This window comes from Streptomyces sp. NPDC036813, assembly GCF_055609245.1.
Window position 1 is genome coordinate 41680 of sequence record NZ_JBVJPV010000008.1, and the last position, 17875, is coordinate 59554.

The 17875-nt window shown below is 70.9% G+C and carries 17 protein-coding genes; 7 read left to right on the forward strand and 10 right to left on the reverse strand.

Annotation, left to right across the window (positions count from 1 at the left end; all coding sequences use genetic code 11):
- Window positions 1-558: 558 nt before the first annotated feature.
- The 4 genes from ACZ67Q_RS18055 to ACZ67Q_RS18070 form a co-directional block, all read right to left on the reverse strand.
- On the reverse strand, window positions 559-1848 hold the full coding sequence (locus tag ACZ67Q_RS18055; protein ID WP_361623019.1) for a citrate synthase: 1290 nt from the start codon (window positions 1846-1848) through the stop codon (window positions 559-561).
- A gap of 179 nt (window positions 1849-2027) precedes the next feature.
- Complete coding sequence (recD2, locus tag ACZ67Q_RS18060; protein WP_471182832.1) at window positions 2028-4319, reverse strand: SF1B family DNA helicase RecD2; 2292 nt, start codon at window positions 4317-4319, stop codon at window positions 2028-2030.
- Window positions 4320-4369: 50 nt separating this feature from the next.
- Window positions 4370-4558 carry a DUF397 domain-containing protein gene (locus tag ACZ67Q_RS18065; protein ID WP_471182835.1) on the reverse strand — a complete coding sequence of 63 codons (189 nt, stop codon included), beginning with the start codon at window positions 4556-4558 and terminating at the stop codon, window positions 4370-4372.
- A gap of 8 nt (window positions 4559-4566) precedes the next feature.
- Window positions 4567-5409: a helix-turn-helix domain-containing protein gene (locus ACZ67Q_RS18070; RefSeq protein WP_471182837.1), complete on the reverse strand. Its 843-nt coding sequence runs from the start codon at window positions 5407-5409 to the stop codon at window positions 4567-4569.
- A 202-nt stretch (window positions 5410-5611) separates the two neighbouring features.
- Between ACZ67Q_RS18070 and ACZ67Q_RS18075 the strand changes: the two genes are divergently transcribed.
- Both ACZ67Q_RS18075 and ACZ67Q_RS18080 read left to right on the forward strand, forming a co-directional pair.
- Complete coding sequence (locus tag ACZ67Q_RS18075) at window positions 5612-6022, forward strand: ATP-binding protein (protein WP_471182839.1); 411 nt, start codon at window positions 5612-5614, stop codon at window positions 6020-6022.
- 33 nt (window positions 6023-6055) lie between these two features.
- Entirely contained in the window at window positions 6056-6928 is an 873-nt protein-coding gene (locus tag ACZ67Q_RS18080; RefSeq protein ID WP_471182841.1) for a hypothetical protein, read from the forward strand.
- A 43-nt stretch (window positions 6929-6971) separates the two neighbouring features.
- On the opposite strand, the gene ACZ67Q_RS18085 is transcribed toward ACZ67Q_RS18080, so the two are convergent.
- Genes ACZ67Q_RS18085 through ACZ67Q_RS18095 form a run of 3 tightly spaced genes read right to left on the reverse strand, consistent with a single transcriptional unit; the run spans window position 6972 to window position 8375 of the window.
- Entirely contained in the window at window positions 6972-7424 is a 453-nt protein-coding gene (locus tag ACZ67Q_RS18085) for a hypothetical protein (protein ID WP_471182844.1), read from the reverse strand.
- On the reverse strand, window positions 7421-7933 hold the full coding sequence (locus ACZ67Q_RS18090) for an RNA polymerase sigma factor (protein ID WP_471182847.1): 513 nt from the start codon (window positions 7931-7933) through the stop codon (window positions 7421-7423). The genes ACZ67Q_RS18085 and ACZ67Q_RS18090 overlap by 4 nt, the downstream gene beginning before the upstream one ends.
- Window positions 7923-8375, reverse strand: coding sequence for a DUF3995 domain-containing protein (locus ACZ67Q_RS18095; RefSeq protein WP_471182849.1), 453 nt, complete (start codon window positions 8373-8375; stop codon window positions 7923-7925). Before ACZ67Q_RS18095 ends, ACZ67Q_RS18090 begins: the two co-directional genes overlap by 11 nt.
- A 219-nt stretch (window positions 8376-8594) precedes the next feature.
- Here ACZ67Q_RS18095 and ACZ67Q_RS18100 point away from each other — a divergent pair, with 219 nt between their 5' ends.
- Genes ACZ67Q_RS18100 through rbsD form a run of 5 tightly spaced genes read left to right on the forward strand, consistent with a single transcriptional unit; the run spans window position 8595 to window position 14417 of the window.
- Window positions 8595-9638: a LacI family DNA-binding transcriptional regulator gene (locus ACZ67Q_RS18100; protein WP_471182852.1), complete on the forward strand. Its 1044-nt coding sequence runs from the start codon at window positions 8595-8597 to the stop codon at window positions 9636-9638.
- A complete protein-coding gene (locus ACZ67Q_RS18105) occupies window positions 9635-11164 on the forward strand; it encodes a sugar ABC transporter ATP-binding protein (RefSeq protein WP_471182854.1) in 1530 nt (509 codons plus the stop codon). Before ACZ67Q_RS18100 ends, ACZ67Q_RS18105 begins: the two co-directional genes overlap by 4 nt.
- Window positions 11154-13106, forward strand: coding sequence for an ABC transporter permease/substrate-binding protein (locus ACZ67Q_RS18110; protein ID WP_471182856.1), 1953 nt, complete (start codon window positions 11154-11156; stop codon window positions 13104-13106). Before ACZ67Q_RS18105 ends, ACZ67Q_RS18110 begins: the two co-directional genes overlap by 11 nt.
- Window positions 13107-13128: 22 nt before the next feature.
- A complete protein-coding gene (locus ACZ67Q_RS18115; RefSeq protein ID WP_471183430.1) occupies window positions 13129-14031 on the forward strand; it encodes a ribokinase in 903 nt (300 codons plus the stop codon).
- Window positions 14028-14417, forward strand: coding sequence for a D-ribose pyranase (rbsD, locus tag ACZ67Q_RS18120; RefSeq protein WP_471182858.1), 390 nt, complete (start codon window positions 14028-14030; stop codon window positions 14415-14417). Before ACZ67Q_RS18115 ends, rbsD begins: the two co-directional genes overlap by 4 nt.
- 180 nt (window positions 14418-14597) lie before the next feature.
- Here the strand turns inward: rbsD and ACZ67Q_RS18125 are convergent, their stop codons facing one another.
- The 3 genes from ACZ67Q_RS18125 to ACZ67Q_RS18135 are packed head-to-tail and all read right to left on the reverse strand — an operon-like array spanning window position 14598 to window position 17730.
- A complete protein-coding gene (locus tag ACZ67Q_RS18125; RefSeq protein ID WP_471183432.1) occupies window positions 14598-15398 on the reverse strand; it encodes a sugar phosphate isomerase/epimerase family protein in 801 nt (266 codons plus the stop codon).
- 32 nt (window positions 15399-15430) lie between these two features.
- Window positions 15431-16582: a dihydrodipicolinate synthase family protein gene (locus tag ACZ67Q_RS18130; protein WP_471182860.1), complete on the reverse strand. Its 1152-nt coding sequence runs from the start codon at window positions 16580-16582 to the stop codon at window positions 15431-15433.
- Complete coding sequence (locus ACZ67Q_RS18135) at window positions 16579-17730, reverse strand: Gfo/Idh/MocA family protein (RefSeq protein WP_471182863.1); 1152 nt, start codon at window positions 17728-17730, stop codon at window positions 16579-16581. Before ACZ67Q_RS18135 ends, ACZ67Q_RS18130 begins: the two co-directional genes overlap by 4 nt.
- Between the last annotated feature and the right edge of the window lie 145 nt (window positions 17731-17875).

Genomic DNA, 17875 nt, shown 5'->3' on the forward strand with positions numbered 1-17875 from the left:
GCCTCGCGCATCTTCCTTACGCGGTGGCTCCGATCGTCATATCGGGGCTCTTGCGCATCTAAAGGACATATGCAAGAGACACAGATCACAGTGATGTGAAGGTAACCATCGAAGGGGTTCGACGGTCTAAGTTGGCGGTGTCAGGAAGCGTCTTGGGGGGCGCCGACTGACATCTGGAGTCGTCTTGGGGGACTTCTCCAGAGCTGCGTTGCCGGGACGCGTACACCGGGAAGCTTTGAGCGGCCCTCCCAGCGTGCGCCGTCCCGGCACACATCACTGGGGTACGGCGGGTTCGCTCGCCGTGCTCATCACAGCGATTCAGGCGCTGTTCTCATAAGCGCCCGGCCGGATCCCGTGGGGGGAATCCGCACCGGGACACGGGAAGGCGCCCTGGTCGTCGGCCCGTGGGGGGACTGACGCACCGGGGCGCCTTCCGCTTGCCCGCGCCGCTCGAAGCGGCTCACCGCAGACCACACACGGGTGTGCCCCGCACCCGCGTCAGCGGATACGGGGCACACGGCCGTTCGTCACGGATCTGTGCGGACCGTGAGGTACGGCTCAGCGCTCCTCGACGGGGACGAAGTCCCGCTCGACGACGCCGGTGTAGATCTGGCGGGGGCGGCCGATGCGGCTGCCGGGCTCCTTGATCATCTCGTGCCACTGGGCGATCCAGCCCGGCAGGCGGCCGAGGGCGAAGAGGACCGTGAACATCTCGGTCGGGAAGCCCATGGCCCGGTAGATCAGGCCGGTGTAGAAGTCGACGTTCGGGTAGAGGCTGCGCGAGACGAAGTAATCGTCGGAGAGCGCGTGCTCCTCCAGCTTGAGCGCGATGTCCAGCAGCTCGTCGGACTTGCCGAGCGCGGAGAGCACGTCGTGCGCGGCGGCCTTGATGATCTTGGCGCGCGGGTCGAAGTTCTTGTAGACCCGGTGGCCGAAGCCCATCAGGCGGACGCCGTCCTCCTTGTTCTTCACCTTGCGGATGAAGGTGTCGACGTCGCCGCCGGAGTCGCGGATGCCCTCGAGCATCTCCAGCACGGACTGGTTGGCGCCGCCGTGCAGCGGGCCCCACAGGGCGTTGATGCCGGCGGAGATCGAGGCGAACATGTTCGCCTGCGAGGAGCCCACCAGGCGGACCGTGGAGGTCGAACAGTTCTGCTCGTGGTCCGCGTGCAGGATGAGCAGCTTGTCCAGCGCGGAGACGACGACCGGGTCGAGCTCGTACTCCTGGGCCGGGACCGAGAAGGTCATGCGCAGGAAGTTCTCGACGTACCCGAGGTCGTTGCGCGGGTAGACGAAGGGGTGACCGATCGACTTCTTGTACGCGTAGGCCGCGATCGTCGGCAGCTTCGCGAGCAGGCGGATGGTGGAGAGGTCGCGCTGCTTCTCGTCGAACGGGTTGTGGCTGTCCTGGTAGAAGGTGGACAGCGCGGAGACGACCGAGGACAGCATGGCCATCGGGTGGGCGTCACGGGGGAAGCCCTTGTAGAAGTTCTTGACGTCCTCGTGCAGCAGGGTGTGCCGCGTGATCTCGTCCTTGAACGCGGTGAGCTGGTCGACGGTCGGCAGCTCGCCGTTGATCAGCAGGTAGGCGACCTCCAGGAAGGTGGAGCGCTCAGCCAGCTGCTCGATGGGGTAACCGCGGTACCGGAGGATGCCGGCCTCACCGTCGAGGTAGGTGATGGCCGATTTATAGGCGGCGGTGTTGCCGTACCCGCTGTCCAGGGTCACCAGACCGGTCTGGGCGCGCAGCTTCCCGATGTCGAAGCCCTTGTCGCCGACGGTGCTGTCGACCACCGGGTAGGTGTACTCGTTGCCGTCGTACCGCAGTACTACAGAGTTGTCGCTCACGTCTTCCCTCACCGACGTTGTGCCTCATCTTCGAGGTTGCCCTGACTGTCTCTACCATCCCCCATTTGGCTCAGGAGAGTGCACTCGGGGTCGACCATTGGGCTTATCGACGGCACTCAGTGCCGCCAACTTGCACATCCTGCCCCCTTCCCTGCCCATCTGGAAGTGCTCTGTGACCTTCACGACTCATTTGATCGATCATTTTTTGCGAGGGCGCCCCTGAGCCGGAAGTCCAGGGCCGTGAACCGCCGTCCCGCCGACACGGTCCGCACCGCCTGACCGATCGCCTTGCGTGAACCGACGAGCACCACCAGCTGCTTGGCCCGGGTCACGGCGGTGTACAGCAGGTTCCGTTGCAGCATCATCCAGGCGCCGGTGGTGACCGGGATCACCACGGCCGGATACTCGCTGCCCTGCGAGCGGTGAATGGTCACGGCGTAGGCGTGCGCCAGCTCGTCCAGTTCGTCGAAGTCGTACGGCACCTCCTCGTCCTCGTCGGTCAGCACCGTCAGGCGCTGGTCGACCGGATCGAGCGAGGTGACCACGCCCACGGTGCCGTTGAAGACACCGTTCGCCCCCTTCTCGTAATTGTTGCGGATCTGGGTGACCTTGTCGCCGACACGGAAGACCCGGCCACCGAACCGCTTCTCCGGCAGGTCGGGCCGGCCGGGGGTGACGGCCTGCTGGAGCAGCCCGTTGAGCGCGCCGGCGCCCGCGGGCCCCCGGTGCATCGGCGCGAGCACCTGCACGTCCCGTCGCGGGTCGAGGCCGAACTTGGCCGGAATCCGCCGCGCCGCCACATCGACGGTGAGCCTTCCAGCCTCCTCGGTGTCCTCCTCGACGAAGAGGAAGAAGTCCTTCAGCCCGTCGGTGAGCGGGTGCTGTCCCGCGTTGATGCGGTGCGCGTTGGTGACGACGCCGGACTGCTGGGCCTGGCGGAAGACCCGGGTGAGACGCACGGCGGGGACGGGGCTGCCGTCGGCGAGCAGGTCCCGCAGCACCTCCCCCGCGCCGACGCTGGGCAGCTGGTCGACGTCCCCGACGAAGAGGAGGTGGGCGCCCGGCGGGACGGCCTTGACCAGTTTGTTGGCGAGGAGCAGGTCGAGCATGGACGCCTCGTCGACGACCACGAGGTCGGCGTCCAGGGGACGGTCCCGGTCGTAGGCGGCGTCCCCGCCGGGCTTCAGCTCCAGCAGCCGGTGCACCGTGGAGGCCTCGGCGCCGGTCAGCTCGGCCAGGCGCTTGGCGGCACGCCCGGTGGGCGCGGCGAGCAGCACCTTGGCCCGCTTGGCGCGGGCCAGCTCCACGATCGAGCGGACCGTGAAGGACTTGCCGCAGCCGGGGCCGCCGGTGAGGACGGCGACCTTCTCGGTCAGCGCCAGCCGGACGGCGGCCTCCTGCTCGGGTGCGAGGTCGGCCCCGGTGCGGGTCTTCAGCCAGGCGAGCGCCTTGTCCCACTGGACGGTGCCGAAGCCGGGCATCCGGTCCTCGCCGGTGCGCAGCAGCCTCAGCAGCTGGGAGGACAGGGAGAGTTCGGCGCGATGGAAGGGGACGAGGTAGACGGCGGTGACGGGCTCGTCGGTGTCCGCCCCCGGCACCTTCTCCCGGACGACCCCGGGCTCCTCGCCGTCCTCGCCCGGCCCGGCCAGCTCGGCCAGGCACTCGATGACGAGCCCGGTGTCGACACCGAGCAGCTTGACCGCGTCGGAGATGAGCCTCTCCTCCGGCAGAAAGCAGTGCCCCTGGTCGGCGGACTGCGACAGCGCGTACTGCAGGCCCGCCTTCACCCGCTCCGGGCTGTCGTGCGGGATGCCCACCGACTGGGCGATCTTGTCGGCGGTGAGGAAGCCGATGCCCCAGACGTCGGCGGCGAGCCGGTACGGCTGTTCCTTGACGACCTGGATGGAGGCGTCGCCGTACTTCTTGTAGATGCGCACGGCGATGGAGGTGGAGACCTCCACGGTCTGGAGGAAGAGCATGACTTCCTTGATCGCCTTCTGCTCCTCCCAGGCGTCGGCGATCTTCCGGGTCCGCTTCGGTCCGAGCCCGGGCACCTCGATGAGCCGCTTCGGCTCCTCCTCGATGATCCGGAGCGTGTCCAGCCCGAAGTGCTGGGTGATGCGGTCGGCGAAGACCGGTCCGATGCCCTTGACCAGGCCGGACCCCAGATAACGCCGGATGCCCTGGACGGTGGCGGGCAGGAGGGTCGTGTAGTTCTCGACGTGGAACTGCTTGCCGTACTGGGGATGCGAGCCCCAGCGGCCCTCCATCCGCAGCGACTCTCCCACCTGGGCACCGAGCAGAGCGCCGACGACCGTCAGCAGGTCGCCGGCGCCTCTGCCGGTGTCCACCCGGGCGACGGTGTAGCCGTTGTCCTCGTTGGCGTACGTGATGCGCTCCAGCACGCCTTCGACCGTGGCGAGCCGCGGCGCCTCCGCGCCGCGGTACGGGGTCCCCTCCTGCTGAGCCATGATCCGACGGTACCGGTGGGGGCTGACACCGGGCGGACCCGGCGGCGGGCTCAGACCCGCTCAGACTCCTTGAGCGCCTGGAGGAAGGCGGCGAAGGCCGGGGCGGGGAAGGTGAGGGCGGCGCGGGTGCGGTCCTTGGAGTCGCGGATGGCTGTGTGGGTGGGGGTGGTGGCTATCTCGACGCAGGAGTCGCCGTCGCCTGGTCCGGAGTAGGACGACTTCCGCCAGTTGGTGTCCATGGATCGCCTCACAGCTCTTTCGCCAGCCTGTGGATGAAGTCGCGCGAGCGCTCGGGGTCGAGCGACGCGGCCTCAACCTTATGAAAGAGCGTTCGAAAGGCAGCGAGCTGGGCTTCGGAGTCGATGAAGGCCGCGCCATGCGGGCCGTCGCGTACGACGGTGTCCAGCTTCGGCACGGCGCCGCCCGCGTAGGTCATGGCACTCGCGGCACCCGCGAAGCCCTCCAGGTGGAAGGGGATGACCCGCACCGTCACATGCGTTGCTTGCGAGCGCTCCAGCAGGTGCGCCAGCTGCGCTCGCGCGGCGGCGCGGTCGCTGACCATGATCCGCAGTGCGGCCTCGTGGATGATCGCCTCGTACGGAGTGCCGGCGACGGCTTCCTTGCACTGCATCCGGTGACGGACTCGCAGCTCAAGCTCGTCCGCGGGCAGCTCCGGCACCCGGTAGGAGAACACGGCGCGCGCATAGTCCTCGGTCTGCAACGGACCGGGAATGAAGAGGAACTGGACCTCACGCAGGGAGGTGGCGTGGTGTTCCAACTCGGCGAGGTCGAGGAACGGAGTCGGCAGGCGCTCGCGGTACTCCTCCCACCAGCCCCGCGTGCGGTCGGTCGCCATCGCCACCAAGGCTTCGATCAGTTCCGGGTCGGAGCACGAGTAGTTGGTCGCCAGGCGGCGCACCCGCTTCTCACTCACGCCCGCCAGGCCGGACTCGATCTGACTGATGTGCGGCGGGCTCACCCCGAGAAGAGCTGCCGCTTCCTTTGCCGTAAGGCCCGCTGCGTCGCGGAGCCTGCGCAGCTCTACAGCAAGGCGCATCTGACGTGCCGTTGGCTCCGTCCGCATGGGCATGGGCTGGTCCTCTCAACACCTGGGCTGCCGCCACTCGTTGGACGGCAGATTACGCGATCAGCTTGCGGCACATTAAGAATTACCCCTACCGTCAGTGACGAAGCGCACACGCACCGGAAGTGCACCGCACCGTCCTGCCATGACGCCCGCGGCGATGCCACCGTGCGTGAAATCCCCTTCCAGCGAACGGAGTTGCCTCCGCATGCCAGAGAACGAGACCTGGGACTACACGCTCTACATCCCCAACGACGTCAGAGCCGTGACCGTGTGCCGCCGGACCCTGCGTCTGATCCTGACCCTGCACGGTCTCATCTGCCTCGTCGACACCGCGGAGTTGCTCGCCGCCGAGCTGGTGTCGAACGCCGTGCGGCACACCAAGGGGCCGGCCGCGCTCAGGGTGCGCCGTACACGGGAGGGGGCGGTCTGGATCGGGGCGTGGGACACGGACCCGGCGCCGCCCGAGCCACCACGGCCCTGGGACCAGGCCCTGGACCGGGAGGAGGGCCGGGGCCTGGGGCTGATCACGGCCTGCGCCGACGTGTGGGGCTGGCAGCCGTCGGCCCGGTTCGGGGCCCGGGGGAAGTACGTCTGGTGCGAACTGGCGGCCGCCTAGCTCGTTGATCACGTCGTACCGAAAGGAGAGCTGATGGTCGGCTCGTCGCACGAGGCGCTGCACCGGATCTTCCAGAAGGACCCGGCCCTGCTGACCCGGGCGTTACAGCGGGTGCTGCACGTGCCGTTCCCCGAGCCCCGGGAGATCGCCGCGCTGAACGTGGACCTCACTGAGATCGAACCCGTGGAGCGCCGGGTGGACACACTGCTGCGGGCGGAGACCGACGAGGGCACCTATCTCCTCGTGGTCGAGTCGCAGGGGAAGGTGGACGAGCGCAAGCGGGGCAGTTGGCCGTACTACCTGTCCTACCTGTACGAGAAGTACCGGTGCGAACCCGTGCTCATCGTCATCACGCAGAGCAGCGCCACGGCGAAGTGGGCGTCGCAACCGATCCGGTTCGGCTTCCCCGGCTGGAACTCTCTGACCGTACGGCCGATGGTGCTCGGCCCGGACAACGTGCCGGTGATCGCCGACGAGCGGCAGGCCGAGCGGGACGTCCCCCTTGCGGTGCTCTCGGCGATGACACACGGGCGTGGGCCGCAGGCCCCGGCCATACTGGAATCGCTGGCAGCCGCCCTGCGGACCATCGACCCGGACAGTGCCGCGGTCTTCGTGCAGTTCGTCGACTCATGCCTGGCCGATCCCCAGGCGAAGCAGATGTGGAGGGACCTGATGACGGCGATCCAGTACTTCTGGCGACACCCGCTGGCGGAGCAGGTGCGTGAGGAGGGACGGATTCAGGACCGGCAGGAGATGACCCTCCGCATCCTTGAATGGCGGGGCATCGAGGTGCCCGACTCCGTCCGGGAGCGCGTGGGTGCCTGCACCGACCTGGACCAACTGGAGGTCTGGGCCCAGCGTGCCGTGCATGCCACGGATGCCGCGGAGTTGTTCTCCGCGGAGTGATGGCGGGCAGCCCCGCGGGCGCGGGGCTGAGCGCCGGCCCGGTTCACAGCAGCGTCGTCAGCCGTGTCACGCTGCGTGCCCCCTCCCGGCGTACCCCCACCGGGATCAGGGCCGCGCGGGTCGGTACGCGGACGCCGCCGGTGAAGGCGACCCTCGTGCCCGCGCCCTGCGGTGCCGCCGCCACACCGATCAGCAGGAAGCGGCTCTGCAGCCAGCACCAGCCCGGGCGGTGCACCCCGCGCAGCCGGGCCCGCATGCCGAACCTGCTGCGGGCCAGCGCCTCGACACGCTCGCCCTGCCGGTGGACGACGTGCAGCCGCTCCATGTCGGTGACCACCTGCCCGAACCCGCCCTCCAGGTCGCCGAGCAGGGACCACACCCGCTCGAAGGGCGCGTCCACGTACGCCTCGGTGACCTGGGCGCCGCGCACGCCGGCAGCCAGGGCGTTCAGGCGGCGCACGGGGTCGACGTCGGTGGTGGGCCAGAACTCGCTCATGACGTCCACGCCTTCCGGAAGGTGTCGCGCGCCCGGTGGAGCCGCGATTTGACGGTGCCCGTGCGCACGCCGAGCAGAGCGGCGGCGGTGCGCTCGTCCAGGCCCTCCACATCGCGCAGCATCAGCACCGCGCGGTGTTCGGGTGAGAGCCGGTCCAGTACGTCCCTGATGTCGGCGGACAGTTGCGGGTCGCCACGGGCGGGCAGCGTGCTCAGATCGGCCGGTACCGTGCGGGCGGCTCGGCGCGCGGTGCGGACCGCCTCGCGCACCGCGATGGCACGGACCCAGCCGTGCAGGGCGGCCGGATCCTTCAGGGTGCGCAGCGACTTGAAGACCGCCGTCAGGGCCTCCTGGGCCGCGTCCGCCTTCTGGTCCAGGGCGATGGGCGCGCAGATCCGGCCCACGTACGGGGCCAACAGGTCCAGGAGTTCCGCCATGGCGAGGGTGTCGCCGCGCTGGGCCGCACGCACCAGCCGGGCCGTGCGGTCACCGGATCGCTCAACGGGCACGGACCTCATCCTTCCACCGCGCCACGCGCAGGGCGGCCACGGCCAGCACGGCGCAGAGCGGGGTGTAGAGCGCGAGGTTGAGCCAGTAGAAGGCCGTGCCGGTGTCCTTGGCGAACAGCCAGTAGATCCCGGCGAGTGCGCGCAGCGAGAGCCCCGCCGTCACGGCCAGGGTGGCGAGCCGCAGGACCGGGTGGCGGGGTCGGAGCGAGTGGGCGGACACGCAGGCGGCGCCGGTCAGGAGGACCGCTACGAGGGGCAGCAGGACCGGCGGTGTGAAGGGGACGTCCGTACCGAGGACCGCCTCGGACAGGCTGCTGTCGTCGGAGGCGGGCCAGGTGGCGCCGGTCGTCCAGTACAGGTGGAGCAGGGCGTCCACGGTGAGCACCGCCGTGACGAGCACGGCGGCGCGGGTCGGGGCGGTGGTGCCGGGCCGGTTCGGCATGGGGTCCTCCTGGGGCGACTTCGGTAATCCGTCGCCCACCAGAGGAGCCGTCCGCGCGAAACGTTCCCCGCGGGACGGGTATTTCCTCGGGCCCCTCCGGTCACGATCCGGTTTCGGCCTGCGGGCAGGGGGTTGCCCGGAGGCCGTGTAATCGATTCCAATGCTTCCCGGCAGAGTCGTGTAATCGATTTCACGAGTTCCACAAGGAGGTGGGCGGCCATGGCGAGCATCAAGGACGTCGCCGCCGCGGCGGGCGTCTCCGTCGCCACGGTCTCGCGCGTCCTGAACGACCACCCCTCGGTGAGCGCCGACGCACGCGCGCGGGTCCTCACCGCCGTCCAGGCGCTCGGGTACCGGCCCAACGCCGTCGCCCGGTCGCTGCGCACCGACACCACCCGCACCCTCGGGCTGGTCATCAGCGATGTGCTGAACCCCTACTTCACCGAGCTGGCCCGGTCCGTCGAGGAAGAGGCGCGGGCGCTCGGCTACAGCGTGATCATCGGCAACGCCGACGAGCGGCCCGACCTCCAGGACCATCACGTACGGACCCTGCTCGACCGCCGTATCGACGGGCTGCTCGTCTCCCCCACCGACGGCGGGTCGCCGCTGATGCTGGACGCCGCCCGGGCCGGGACCCCGATGGTGTTCGTCGACCGCTGGATCCCCGGCGTCGACGTGCCCGTCGTCCGCTCCGACGGGCGGGCCGCCGTACGGGATCTCGTCGCGCATCTGCACCGGCTCGGGCACCGCCGGCTCGCCATCATCGCCGGGCCGGCCGCGACCACCACCGGCCGGGAGCGCGTCGACGCCTTCCGGGAAGCCCTCGCCGCACACGGGCTGCCCCTGCCCGACGCCTACATCGGGCAAGGCGACTTCCAGGCCGCCAGCGGGCGCCGGGTCACCGACGGGTTCCTCGACCTGCCGGAGCCGCCCGAGGTCGTGTTCGCCGCCGACAACCTGATGGCGCTCGGCGCGCTCGACGCCGTACGCGCGCGTGGGCTGCGCGTGCCCGAGGACATCGCGCTCGCCGCCTTCGACGACATCCCGTGGTTCGTGCACACCGACCCCCCGATCACCGCCGTCGCCCAGCCGACCGGCGAGCTGGGGCGGGCCGCCGTACGCGCGCTCGTCGACCGCATCGAGGGACGCGCCCCGCGGTCCGTGACGCTGCCCGCCCGGCTCGTCGTGCGCCGCTCCTGCGGCGAACCCCTTGATCCGCAACCTCCGCAGTCCCCTCCCCCAGTGCAAAGGAGCACGCCGTGAGCGACCCTGACGAGTTGCTGCGCATCGAGGGCATCAGGAAGGCCTTTCCCGGCGTGGTCGCGCTGGACGGCGTCGACTTCGACCTGCGCCGCGGCGAGGTGCACGTCCTGCTCGGTGAGAACGGCGCAGGCAAGAGCACGCTGATCAAGATGCTCTCCGGCGCCCACACGCCCGACGCCGGGCGGATCCTCGTCGGCGGCGAAGAGGTGCGCATCCAGGGCGCACAGGACTCCGAGCGGCTCGGGATCGCCACGATCCACCAGGAGTTCAACCTCGTCCCGGACCTCACCGTCGCCGAGAACATCTTCCTCGGACGGCAGCCCCGCCGCTTCGGGATGATCGACCGGGGACGGATGGAGGCCGACGCCGAGCATCTGCTGCGGCGGGTCGGGGTGAACGTCCCGGCCCGCGCGCGGGTCCGCGAACTCGGCATCGCCCGGCTGCAGATGGTCGAGATCGCCAAGGCCCTCAGTCTGAACGCGCGCGTGCTCATCATGGACGAGCCGACCGCCGTGCTCACCTCCGAGGAGGTGGACAAGCTCTTCGCCATCGTGCGCACCCTGCGCGAGGACGGCGTGGGCATCGTCTTCATCACCCACCACCTGGAGGAGATCGCCGCCCTCGGCGACCGTGTCACCGTCATCCGCGACGGGAAGTCCGTCGGGCAGGTGCCCGCCACCACCCCCGAGGACGAGCTGGTCCGGCTCATGGTCGGGCGGTCGATCGAGCAGCAGTACCCGCGCGAGCGCGGCGGCCGGGGCGCACCCCTGCTGTCCGTCGAAGGGCTCACCCGCGACGGCGTCTTCCACGACGTCAGCTTCCAGGTGCACGCCGGTGAGGTCGTCGGGGTCGCCGGGCTGGTCGGCGCCGGGCGGACCGAGGTGGTGCGGGCCGTGTTCGGGGCGGATCCGTACGACAAGGGGACCGTGCAGGTGTCCGGCGCCCCGGTCAGGCGGCACGACGTGAACGCCGCCATGGCCGCCGGGATCGGACTGGTGCCGGAGGACCGCAAGGGGCAGGGGCTGGTGCTCGACGCCTCCGTGGAGGAGAACCTGGGGCTGGTGACCCTGCGGGCCGCCACCCGCGCCGGGCTCGTCGACCGGCGGGGGCAGCGCGAGGCGGCCGCGCGGATCGCCGGGCAGCTCGGGGTGCGGATGGCGGGCCTGGGCCAGCAGGTGCGCACCCTGTCCGGCGGCAATCAGCAGAAGGTCGTCATCGGCAAGTGGCTGCTCGCCGACACCAGGGTGCTCATCCTCGACGAGCCGACGCGCGGCATCGACGTCGGCGCCAAGGTCGAGATCTACCAGCTCATCAACGAACTCACCGCCCAGGGCGCGGCCGTGGTGATGATCTCCAGCGATCTGCCCGAGGTGCTCGGCATGAGCGACCGGGTGCTGGTGATGGCCCAGGGACGCATCGCCGGCGAACTCAGCGCCGACGAGGCGACGCAGGACGCCGTGATGGCGCTCGCCGTCGGCAACCCCTCGAACGACACGACGGAAACGGAGGCCAGCCGTGGCCACTGACACGCTCAAGAGCAGGGCGGGCGCCGGTGGCGCCATGAGCGGCCTGCGCCGCCTGCTGCTCGACAACGGCGCGCTCACCGCGCTGATCGTCCTCGTCGTCGCGCTCTCCGCGCTGTCCGGGGACTTCCTGACCACCGACAACCTCCTCAACGTGGGCGTCCAGGCGGCCGTGACCGCCGTGCTCGCCTTCGGCGTCACCTTCGTGATCGTCTCGGCCGGCATCGACCTGTCGGTCGGGTCCGTGGCCGCGCTGTCCGCGACCGTGCTGGCCTGGAGCGCCACGCAGCACGGGGTGCCCGTGGTCATGGCAGTGCTGCTCGCCGTCGCCACCGGCATCGGCGCGGGGCTGGTCAACGGATTCCTCGTCGCGTACGGGAAGCTGCCGCCGTTCATCGCGACCCTCGCGATGCTGTCGGTGGGCCGCGGTGCAGCACTGGTGCTCTCCGGGGGCTCCCCGATCGCGTTCCCGGACTCCGTCTCGCACCTCGGTGACACGCTCGGGGGCTGGCTGCCGGTGCCGGTGCTGGTCATGGCGGTGATGGGGCTCGTCGCGGCCTTCGTGCTGGGGCGGACCTACATCGGCCGGTCCATGTACGCGATCGGCGGCAACGAGGAGGCCGCCCGGCTGTCCGGCCTGAAGGTGAAGAAGCAGAAGCTGGCGATCTACGCCCTGTCGGGTCTGTTCGCCGCCGTCGCCGGTGTGGTGCTCGCCGCACGGCTGTCCTCGGCGCAGCCGCAGGCCGCCGACGGCTACGAGCTGGACGCGATCGCCGCGGTCGTCATCGGCGGGGCGTCGCTGGCGGGCGGCACCGGGAAGGCGTCGGGGACGCTGATCGGCGCGCTGATCCTCGCGGTGCTCAGGAACGGTCTCAACCTGCTGTCGGTGTCCGCGTTCTGGCAGCAGGTCGTGATCGGTGTGGTGATCGCGCTTGCGGTGCTGCTGGACACCGTGCGCCGCAAGGCGGGCGCTGCCCCGGTCTCCGGCGGCGGCCCCGGCGGGACCAAGGGGCGCCAGGCCCTGACGTACGGTCTCGCGGCCGTGGTGACCGTGGCCGTCGTGGGCGCGACGTCCTTCCTGCACGGCTCCGGCGCCTCCGCCACGACGCCGAGGGTGGGGCTGTCGCTGTCGACCCTGAACAATCCCTTCTTCGTGCAGATCCGGGGCGGCGCCCAGGCCGAGGCGAAGAAGCTGGGCGTGGACCTGACCGTGACCGACGCCCAGAACGACGCCTCGCAGCAGGCGAACCAGGTGCAGAACTTCACCAGTTCCGGGCTCGACGCGATCGTCGTCAACCCGGTCGACTCCGACGCGGCGGGTCCGTCCGTGCGGGCCGCCGGAAAGGCGGACATCCCGGTGATCGCCGTGGACCGCGGCGTCAACAAGGCGTCGGTGGCCGCGCTGGTGGCGTCCGACAACGTGGCCGGCGGTGAACTGGCCGCCAGGACGCTCGCCCAGAAGCTCGGCGGGCACGGCAAGATCGTGATCCTTCAGGGGCAGGCGGGCACCTCCGCCGCCCGGGAGCGCGCCGCGGGCTTCGCGCAGGGGCTGAAGGCGTACCCCGGTGTCCAGGTGGTGGCGCAGCAGCCGGCCGACTTCGACCGCACCAAGGGCCTCGACGTGATGTCGAACCTGCTGCAGGCCCACCCGGACGTGCGGGGTGTCATCGCCGCCAACGACGAGATGGCCCTCGGTGCGGTCAAGGCGCTCGGGTCCAAGGCCGGCACCTCCGTGCAGGTCGTCGGCTTCGACGGCACGCCGGACGGGCTCACCGCGGTCAAGGCGGGCACGCTGTACGCGTCCGTGGCGCAGCAGCCGACCCAGCTGGGGAGGATCGCCGTGGACAACGCGGTGCAGGCGCTGCGGGGCAAGGGCGTCCCGCAGACGGTGAAGGTGCCGGTGAAGGTGGTCACGAAGGACAACGTGGCCGGCTTCAGCGGCTGACGGCGGGAATTGGGGTCACATGATGTACGACTACGACCTGCTGGTCGTCGGCTCGGCCAACGCGGATCTGGTGGTCGGCGTGGAGCGGCGCCCGGCGGCCGGGGAGACCGTCCTCGGCTCCGACCTGGTCGTCCACCCGGGCGGCAAGGGCGCCAACCAGGCGGTCGCGGCGGCCCGGCTCGGGGCCCGTACGGCGCTGCTGGCGCGGGTCGGTGACGACGCGTACGGCCGGCTGCTGCTGGACTCGCAGCGGGCGGCCGGGGTGGACACGGTGGGCGTGCTGGTCGGCGGGGCGCCGACCGGCATCGCGCTGATCACGGTCGATCCGTCCGGGGACAACAGCATCGTGGTGTCGCCGGGCGCCAACGGCCGGCTCACCCCGGCGGACGTACGGGCCGCGGGCAGCCTGTTCCAGGCGTCCAGGGTCGTGTCGGCGCAGCTGGAGATCCCGCTGGAGTCCGTCGTGGAGGCCGTACGGTCGCTGGCGGAGGGCAGCCGGTTCGTGCTGAACCCGTCGCCGCCGCGGCCGTTGCCGCGGGAGGTGCTGGACGCCTGCGACCCGCTGATCGTCAACGAGCACGAGGCGAAGGTGATCCTCGGCGCGGCCGCGATCGGCGACGCGCCGGAGGACTGGGCGCGGGTCCTGCTCGCGAAGGGGCCGCGCTCGGTGGTGATCACGCTGGGCGGCGAGGGGGCGCTGGTCGCCTCCGCGCAGGGCATGACCCGCGTGCCGTCGGTGAAGGTGGACGCCGTGGACACCACCGGCGCCGGGGACGCGTTCACGGCGGCGCTGGCGTGGAAGCTGGGCACGGGCGCGTCCCTGGCCGACGCGGCGGCGTACGCGGCGCGGGTCGGGGCGGCGGCCGTGACCCGGCGAGGTGCGCAGGAGTCGTATCCGACGGCGGACGAGGTGGCCGCGCTGTGAGGAAGGCCGGCATCCTCAACCGCCATCTGGCCGGGGCGCTCGCGGAACTGGGCCACGGGCACGAGGTGCTGGTGTGCGACGCGGGCATGCCGGTGCCGGACGGGCCGCGCCTGGTCGACCTGGCCTTCCGGGCCGGGGTGCCGTCGTTCGCCGAGGTGCTGGACGGGCTGCTGGCCGAGCTGGTGGTGGAGGGCGCCACGGCCGCGAGCGAGGTGTGCGACGCGAACCCGGAGACGGCGGACCTGCTTCAGGGGTGCTTCCCCGGGCTGGAGCTGGTTCCGCACGCCGCGCTCAAGGAGCGGTCGCTGACCGCCCGGCTGGTGGTCCGCACGGGCGAGGCACGGCCATACGCGAATGTGCTGCTGCGGTGCGGGGTGTTCTTCTAGCGCGGGCCGCGCCAGGGACGTCTTCGAGGGGCCCGGTCCGTCGACCGGGCCCCTCGGCTTTCCCCCCGTCGAAGCCCCGTGAATCCCCCCGGGTTCCCTCCCCCAAAAGCTCCGACGCCCAGTACGACCGGCGAGGTGCGGAAACGGTTGTACCGCTTCCGCGATTATTTTTCCGGACCGTCATTCGATCACGTGTGCGACGAACCGTTCCGTGGTCTCCGCAAGCACCCCCCGCCCGTCCCGCGCCCACAACTCCTCGTTGAACAGCTCGACTTCGATGGGACCGGCGTAGCCGGCCGCCTCCACGTACGCCGTCCACTCGCGCATGTCGACCGCGCCGTCACCGATCTGGCCGCGGCCGTTGAGAACGCCCTCGGGGAGCGGGGTGGTCCAGTCGGCGAGCTGGAAGGTGTGGATACGGCCGCTCGCGCCGGCCCGGGCGATCTGCGCGGGCGCTTGGTCGTCCCACCAGATGTGGTACGTGTCCACGGTCACGCCCACCTGGTGGGCGGGGAAGCGTTCCGCGAGGTCCAGCGCCTGGGCGAGGGTGGAGACCACGCAGCGGTCGGAGGCGAACATCGGGTGCAGCGGCTCGATCGCCAGCTTCACGCCGTGCCCCTCGGCCCAGGGGCCCAGCTCGGCGAGCGCGTCGGCGATGCGTTCGCGGGCGCCGCGCAGGTCCTTCGAGCCGGCCGGGAGGCCGCCGGAGACCAGGACCAGGACGTCCGTGCCGAGGGTGGCCGCCTCCTCGACCGCACGCCGGTTGTCCTCGAGGGCGCGGGCGCGCTCGGCCGGGTCGGTGGCCGTCAGGAAGCCCCCGCGGCACAGGGTGGTGACGCTCAGGCCCGCGTCGCGGACCAGCTTGGCGGCCGCCTGAAGGCCGTACGCCTGGACCGGTTCGCGCCACAGGCCGACCTTGTCGACGCCCAGTTCCTCGCAGGCCGCGGTGAGTTCGGGCAGCGACAACTGCTTGACCGTCATCTGGTTGATGGAGAAACGGGACAGGTCGCCGGTCACTGGTCCACTCCGTACAGGCTCAGCAAGGTCTTCATGCGCTCCTCGGCCAGCTTGGGGTCGGGGAACAGGCCGAGCCCGTCGGCGAGTTCGTAGGCGCGGGCGAAGTGCGGCAGCGAGCGGGCCGATTGCAGGCCGCCGACCATCGAGAAGTGCGACTGGTGGCCGGCCAGCCAGGCGAGGAAGACCACGCCGGTCTTGTAGTAGCGGGTCGGGGGCTCGAAGAGGTGGCGGGACAGCTCGACCGTCGGATCGAGCAGGGCGCGAAAGCCGGCCGTGTCGCCGGTGTCCAGGACACGGACCGCCTCGGCCGCGAGCGGGCCCAGCGGGTCGAAGATGCCGAGCAGGGCGTGACTGAAGCCCTGCTCGTCACCCGCGATCAGCTCCGGGTAGTTGAAGTCGTCACCGGTGTAGCAGCGAACGCCCCGCGGCAGGCGGCGGCGCAGATCCACCTCGCGCCGGGCGTCCAGCAACGACACCTTGATGCCGTCGACCTTGTCCGGGTGGGCGGCGATGACCTCCAGGAACACGTCGGTGGCCGCGTCCAGGTCCGCCGGACCCCAGTAGCCCTGAAGCGCCGGGTCGAACATCGGGCCCAGCCAGTGCAGGATCACCGGCTCGGCGGACTGGCGCAGCAGGTGGCCGTACACCTCGAGGTAGTCCTCGGGACCCTTCGCGGTCGCGGCCAGCGCTCGGGAGGCCATCACGACGGCCTGCGCGCCCGCCTCCTCGACGACGGCGAGCTGCTCCTCGTAGGCGGCCCGGATCTCGGCGAGGGAGCCGCCGGTGATCTGGTCGGTGCCGACCCCGCAGGCGATACGGCCGCCCACGGCACGCGCTTCGGCGGCGGAGCGGCGGATCAGTCCGGCCGCGCCCGCCCAGTGCAGGCCCATGCCGCGCTGGGCGGTGTCCATGGCCTCGGCGACGCCGAGCCCGTGGGACCACAGGTGGCGGCGGAAGGCAAGGGTGGCCTCCCAGTCGACGGCGGCCGGGGAGTCGGGGGTGACGTCGGCGAACGGGTCGGCGACGACGTGCGCCGCCGAGAAGACCGTGCGGGAGGCGAGGGGGGTGCCGGGGGTGACGAGGAGGGGCTCGGTGCGCGGCTCGTACGTCCGCAGGGCCCCCTGGGCGTCGGGCAGTCGGACGGTCACAGCGCGATCTCCGGAACCTCGATACGGCGGCCCTCGGCCGAGGACTTCAGGCCCAGCTCGGCGAGCTGCACACCGCGGGCGCCGGCGAGCAGGTCCCAGTGGTAGTCGGCACCGGCGTGGACGTGCTTGAGGAACAGCTCCCACTGGGCCTTGAAGCCGTTGTCGAAGTCCTGGTTGTCGGGGACCTCCTGCCACTGGTCGCGGAAGTCCTCGGTGGCGGGGATGTCCGGGTTCCACACCGGCTTGGGGGTGGCGGAGCGGTGCTGGACGCGGCAGTTGCGCAGGCCCGCGACCGCGGAGCCCTCGGTGCCGTCGACCTGGAACTCGACCAGTTCGTCGCGGTTGACGCGCACGGCCCAGGAGGAGTTGATCTGGGCGATCGCTCCGCCTTCGAGTTCGAAGATGCCGTAGGCGGCGTCGTCGGCGGTGGCGTCGTAGGGCTTGCCGTTCTCGTCCCAGCGCTGCGGGATGTGGGTGGCGGTGAGGGCCTGGACGGAGGTCACGCGGCCGAACAGCTCGTGCAGGACGTACTCCCAGTGCGGGAACATGTCGACGACGATGCCGCCGCCGTCCTCGGCGCGGTAGTTCCACGACGGGCGCTGGGCCTCCTGCCAGTCGCCCTCGAAGACCCAGTAGCCGAACTCGCCGCGCACGGACAGGATCCGGCCGAAGAAGCCGCCGTCGATCAGCCGCTTCAGCTTCAGCAGGCCCGGCAGGAAGATCTTGTCCTGGACGACGCCGTGCTTGATCCCCTTCTCCCGGGCGAGGCGGGCGAGTTCCAGGGCGCCCTCCAGGCCGGTCGCGGTGGGCTTCTCGGTGTAGACGTGCTTGCCGGCGGCGATGGCCTTCCTGATGGCTTCCTCGCGGGCGGAGGTGACCTGGGCGTCGAAATAGATGTCGATCGTGCCGTCCGCCAGTACGGCGTCCAGGTCCGTCGACCAGTGGTCCAGGCCGTGCTTTTCCGCAAGCGCCTTCAGGGCGTGCTCGCGGCGGCCGAGCAGGACCGGCTCGGGCCACAGCACGGTGCCGTCGCCGAGGTCGAGCCCGCCCTGGTCGCGGATGGCCAGGATCGAGCGGACCAGGTGCTGGCGGTACCCCATGCGCCCGGTCACGCCGTTCATGGCGATGCGCACCGTCTTGCGTGTCACGTCAGTCCCTTCGTGGGCGCGGGGCGCCCGGTAGATCGGCCCTGCAAGCCGTACAGCAAGCGCTTTCTATCGTGAAAAGCTAGCCTCTGAGCAGTGGTCTGTACAAGGCTGCGGACCGGACGAGTTGTTCGAGGGGGCGAACACC

Bases quoted from the DNA above. Each gene is read 5' to 3' on its own strand.
- recD2 (WP_471182832.1), bottom strand. From the start codon at position 4,319: ATGGCTCAGCAGGAGGGGACCCCGTACCGCGGCGCGGAGGCGCCGCGG.
- ACZ67Q_RS18065 (WP_471182835.1), bottom strand. From the start codon at position 4,558: ATGGACACCAACTGGCGGAAGTCGTCCTACTCCGGACCAGGCGACGGC.
- ACZ67Q_RS18070 (WP_471182837.1), bottom strand. From the start codon at position 5,409: ATGCCCATGCGGACGGAGCCAACGGCACGTCAGATGCGCCTTGCTGTA.
- ACZ67Q_RS18075 (WP_471182839.1), top strand. From the start codon at position 5,612: ATGCCAGAGAACGAGACCTGGGACTACACGCTCTACATCCCCAACGAC.
- ACZ67Q_RS18080 (WP_471182841.1), top strand. From the start codon at position 6,056: ATGGTCGGCTCGTCGCACGAGGCGCTGCACCGGATCTTCCAGAAGGAC.
- ACZ67Q_RS18085 (WP_471182844.1), bottom strand. From the start codon at position 7,424: ATGAGCGAGTTCTGGCCCACCACCGACGTCGACCCCGTGCGCCGCCTG.
- ACZ67Q_RS18095 (WP_471182849.1), bottom strand. From the start codon at position 8,375: ATGCCGAACCGGCCCGGCACCACCGCCCCGACCCGCGCCGCCGTGCTC.
- ACZ67Q_RS18100 (WP_471182852.1), top strand. From the start codon at position 8,595: ATGGCGAGCATCAAGGACGTCGCCGCCGCGGCGGGCGTCTCCGTCGCC.
- ACZ67Q_RS18115 (WP_471183430.1), top strand. From the start codon at position 13,129: ATGTACGACTACGACCTGCTGGTCGTCGGCTCGGCCAACGCGGATCTG.
- ACZ67Q_RS18125 (WP_471183432.1), bottom strand. From the start codon at position 15,398: ATGACGGTCAAGCAGTTGTCGCTGCCCGAACTCACCGCGGCCTGCGAG.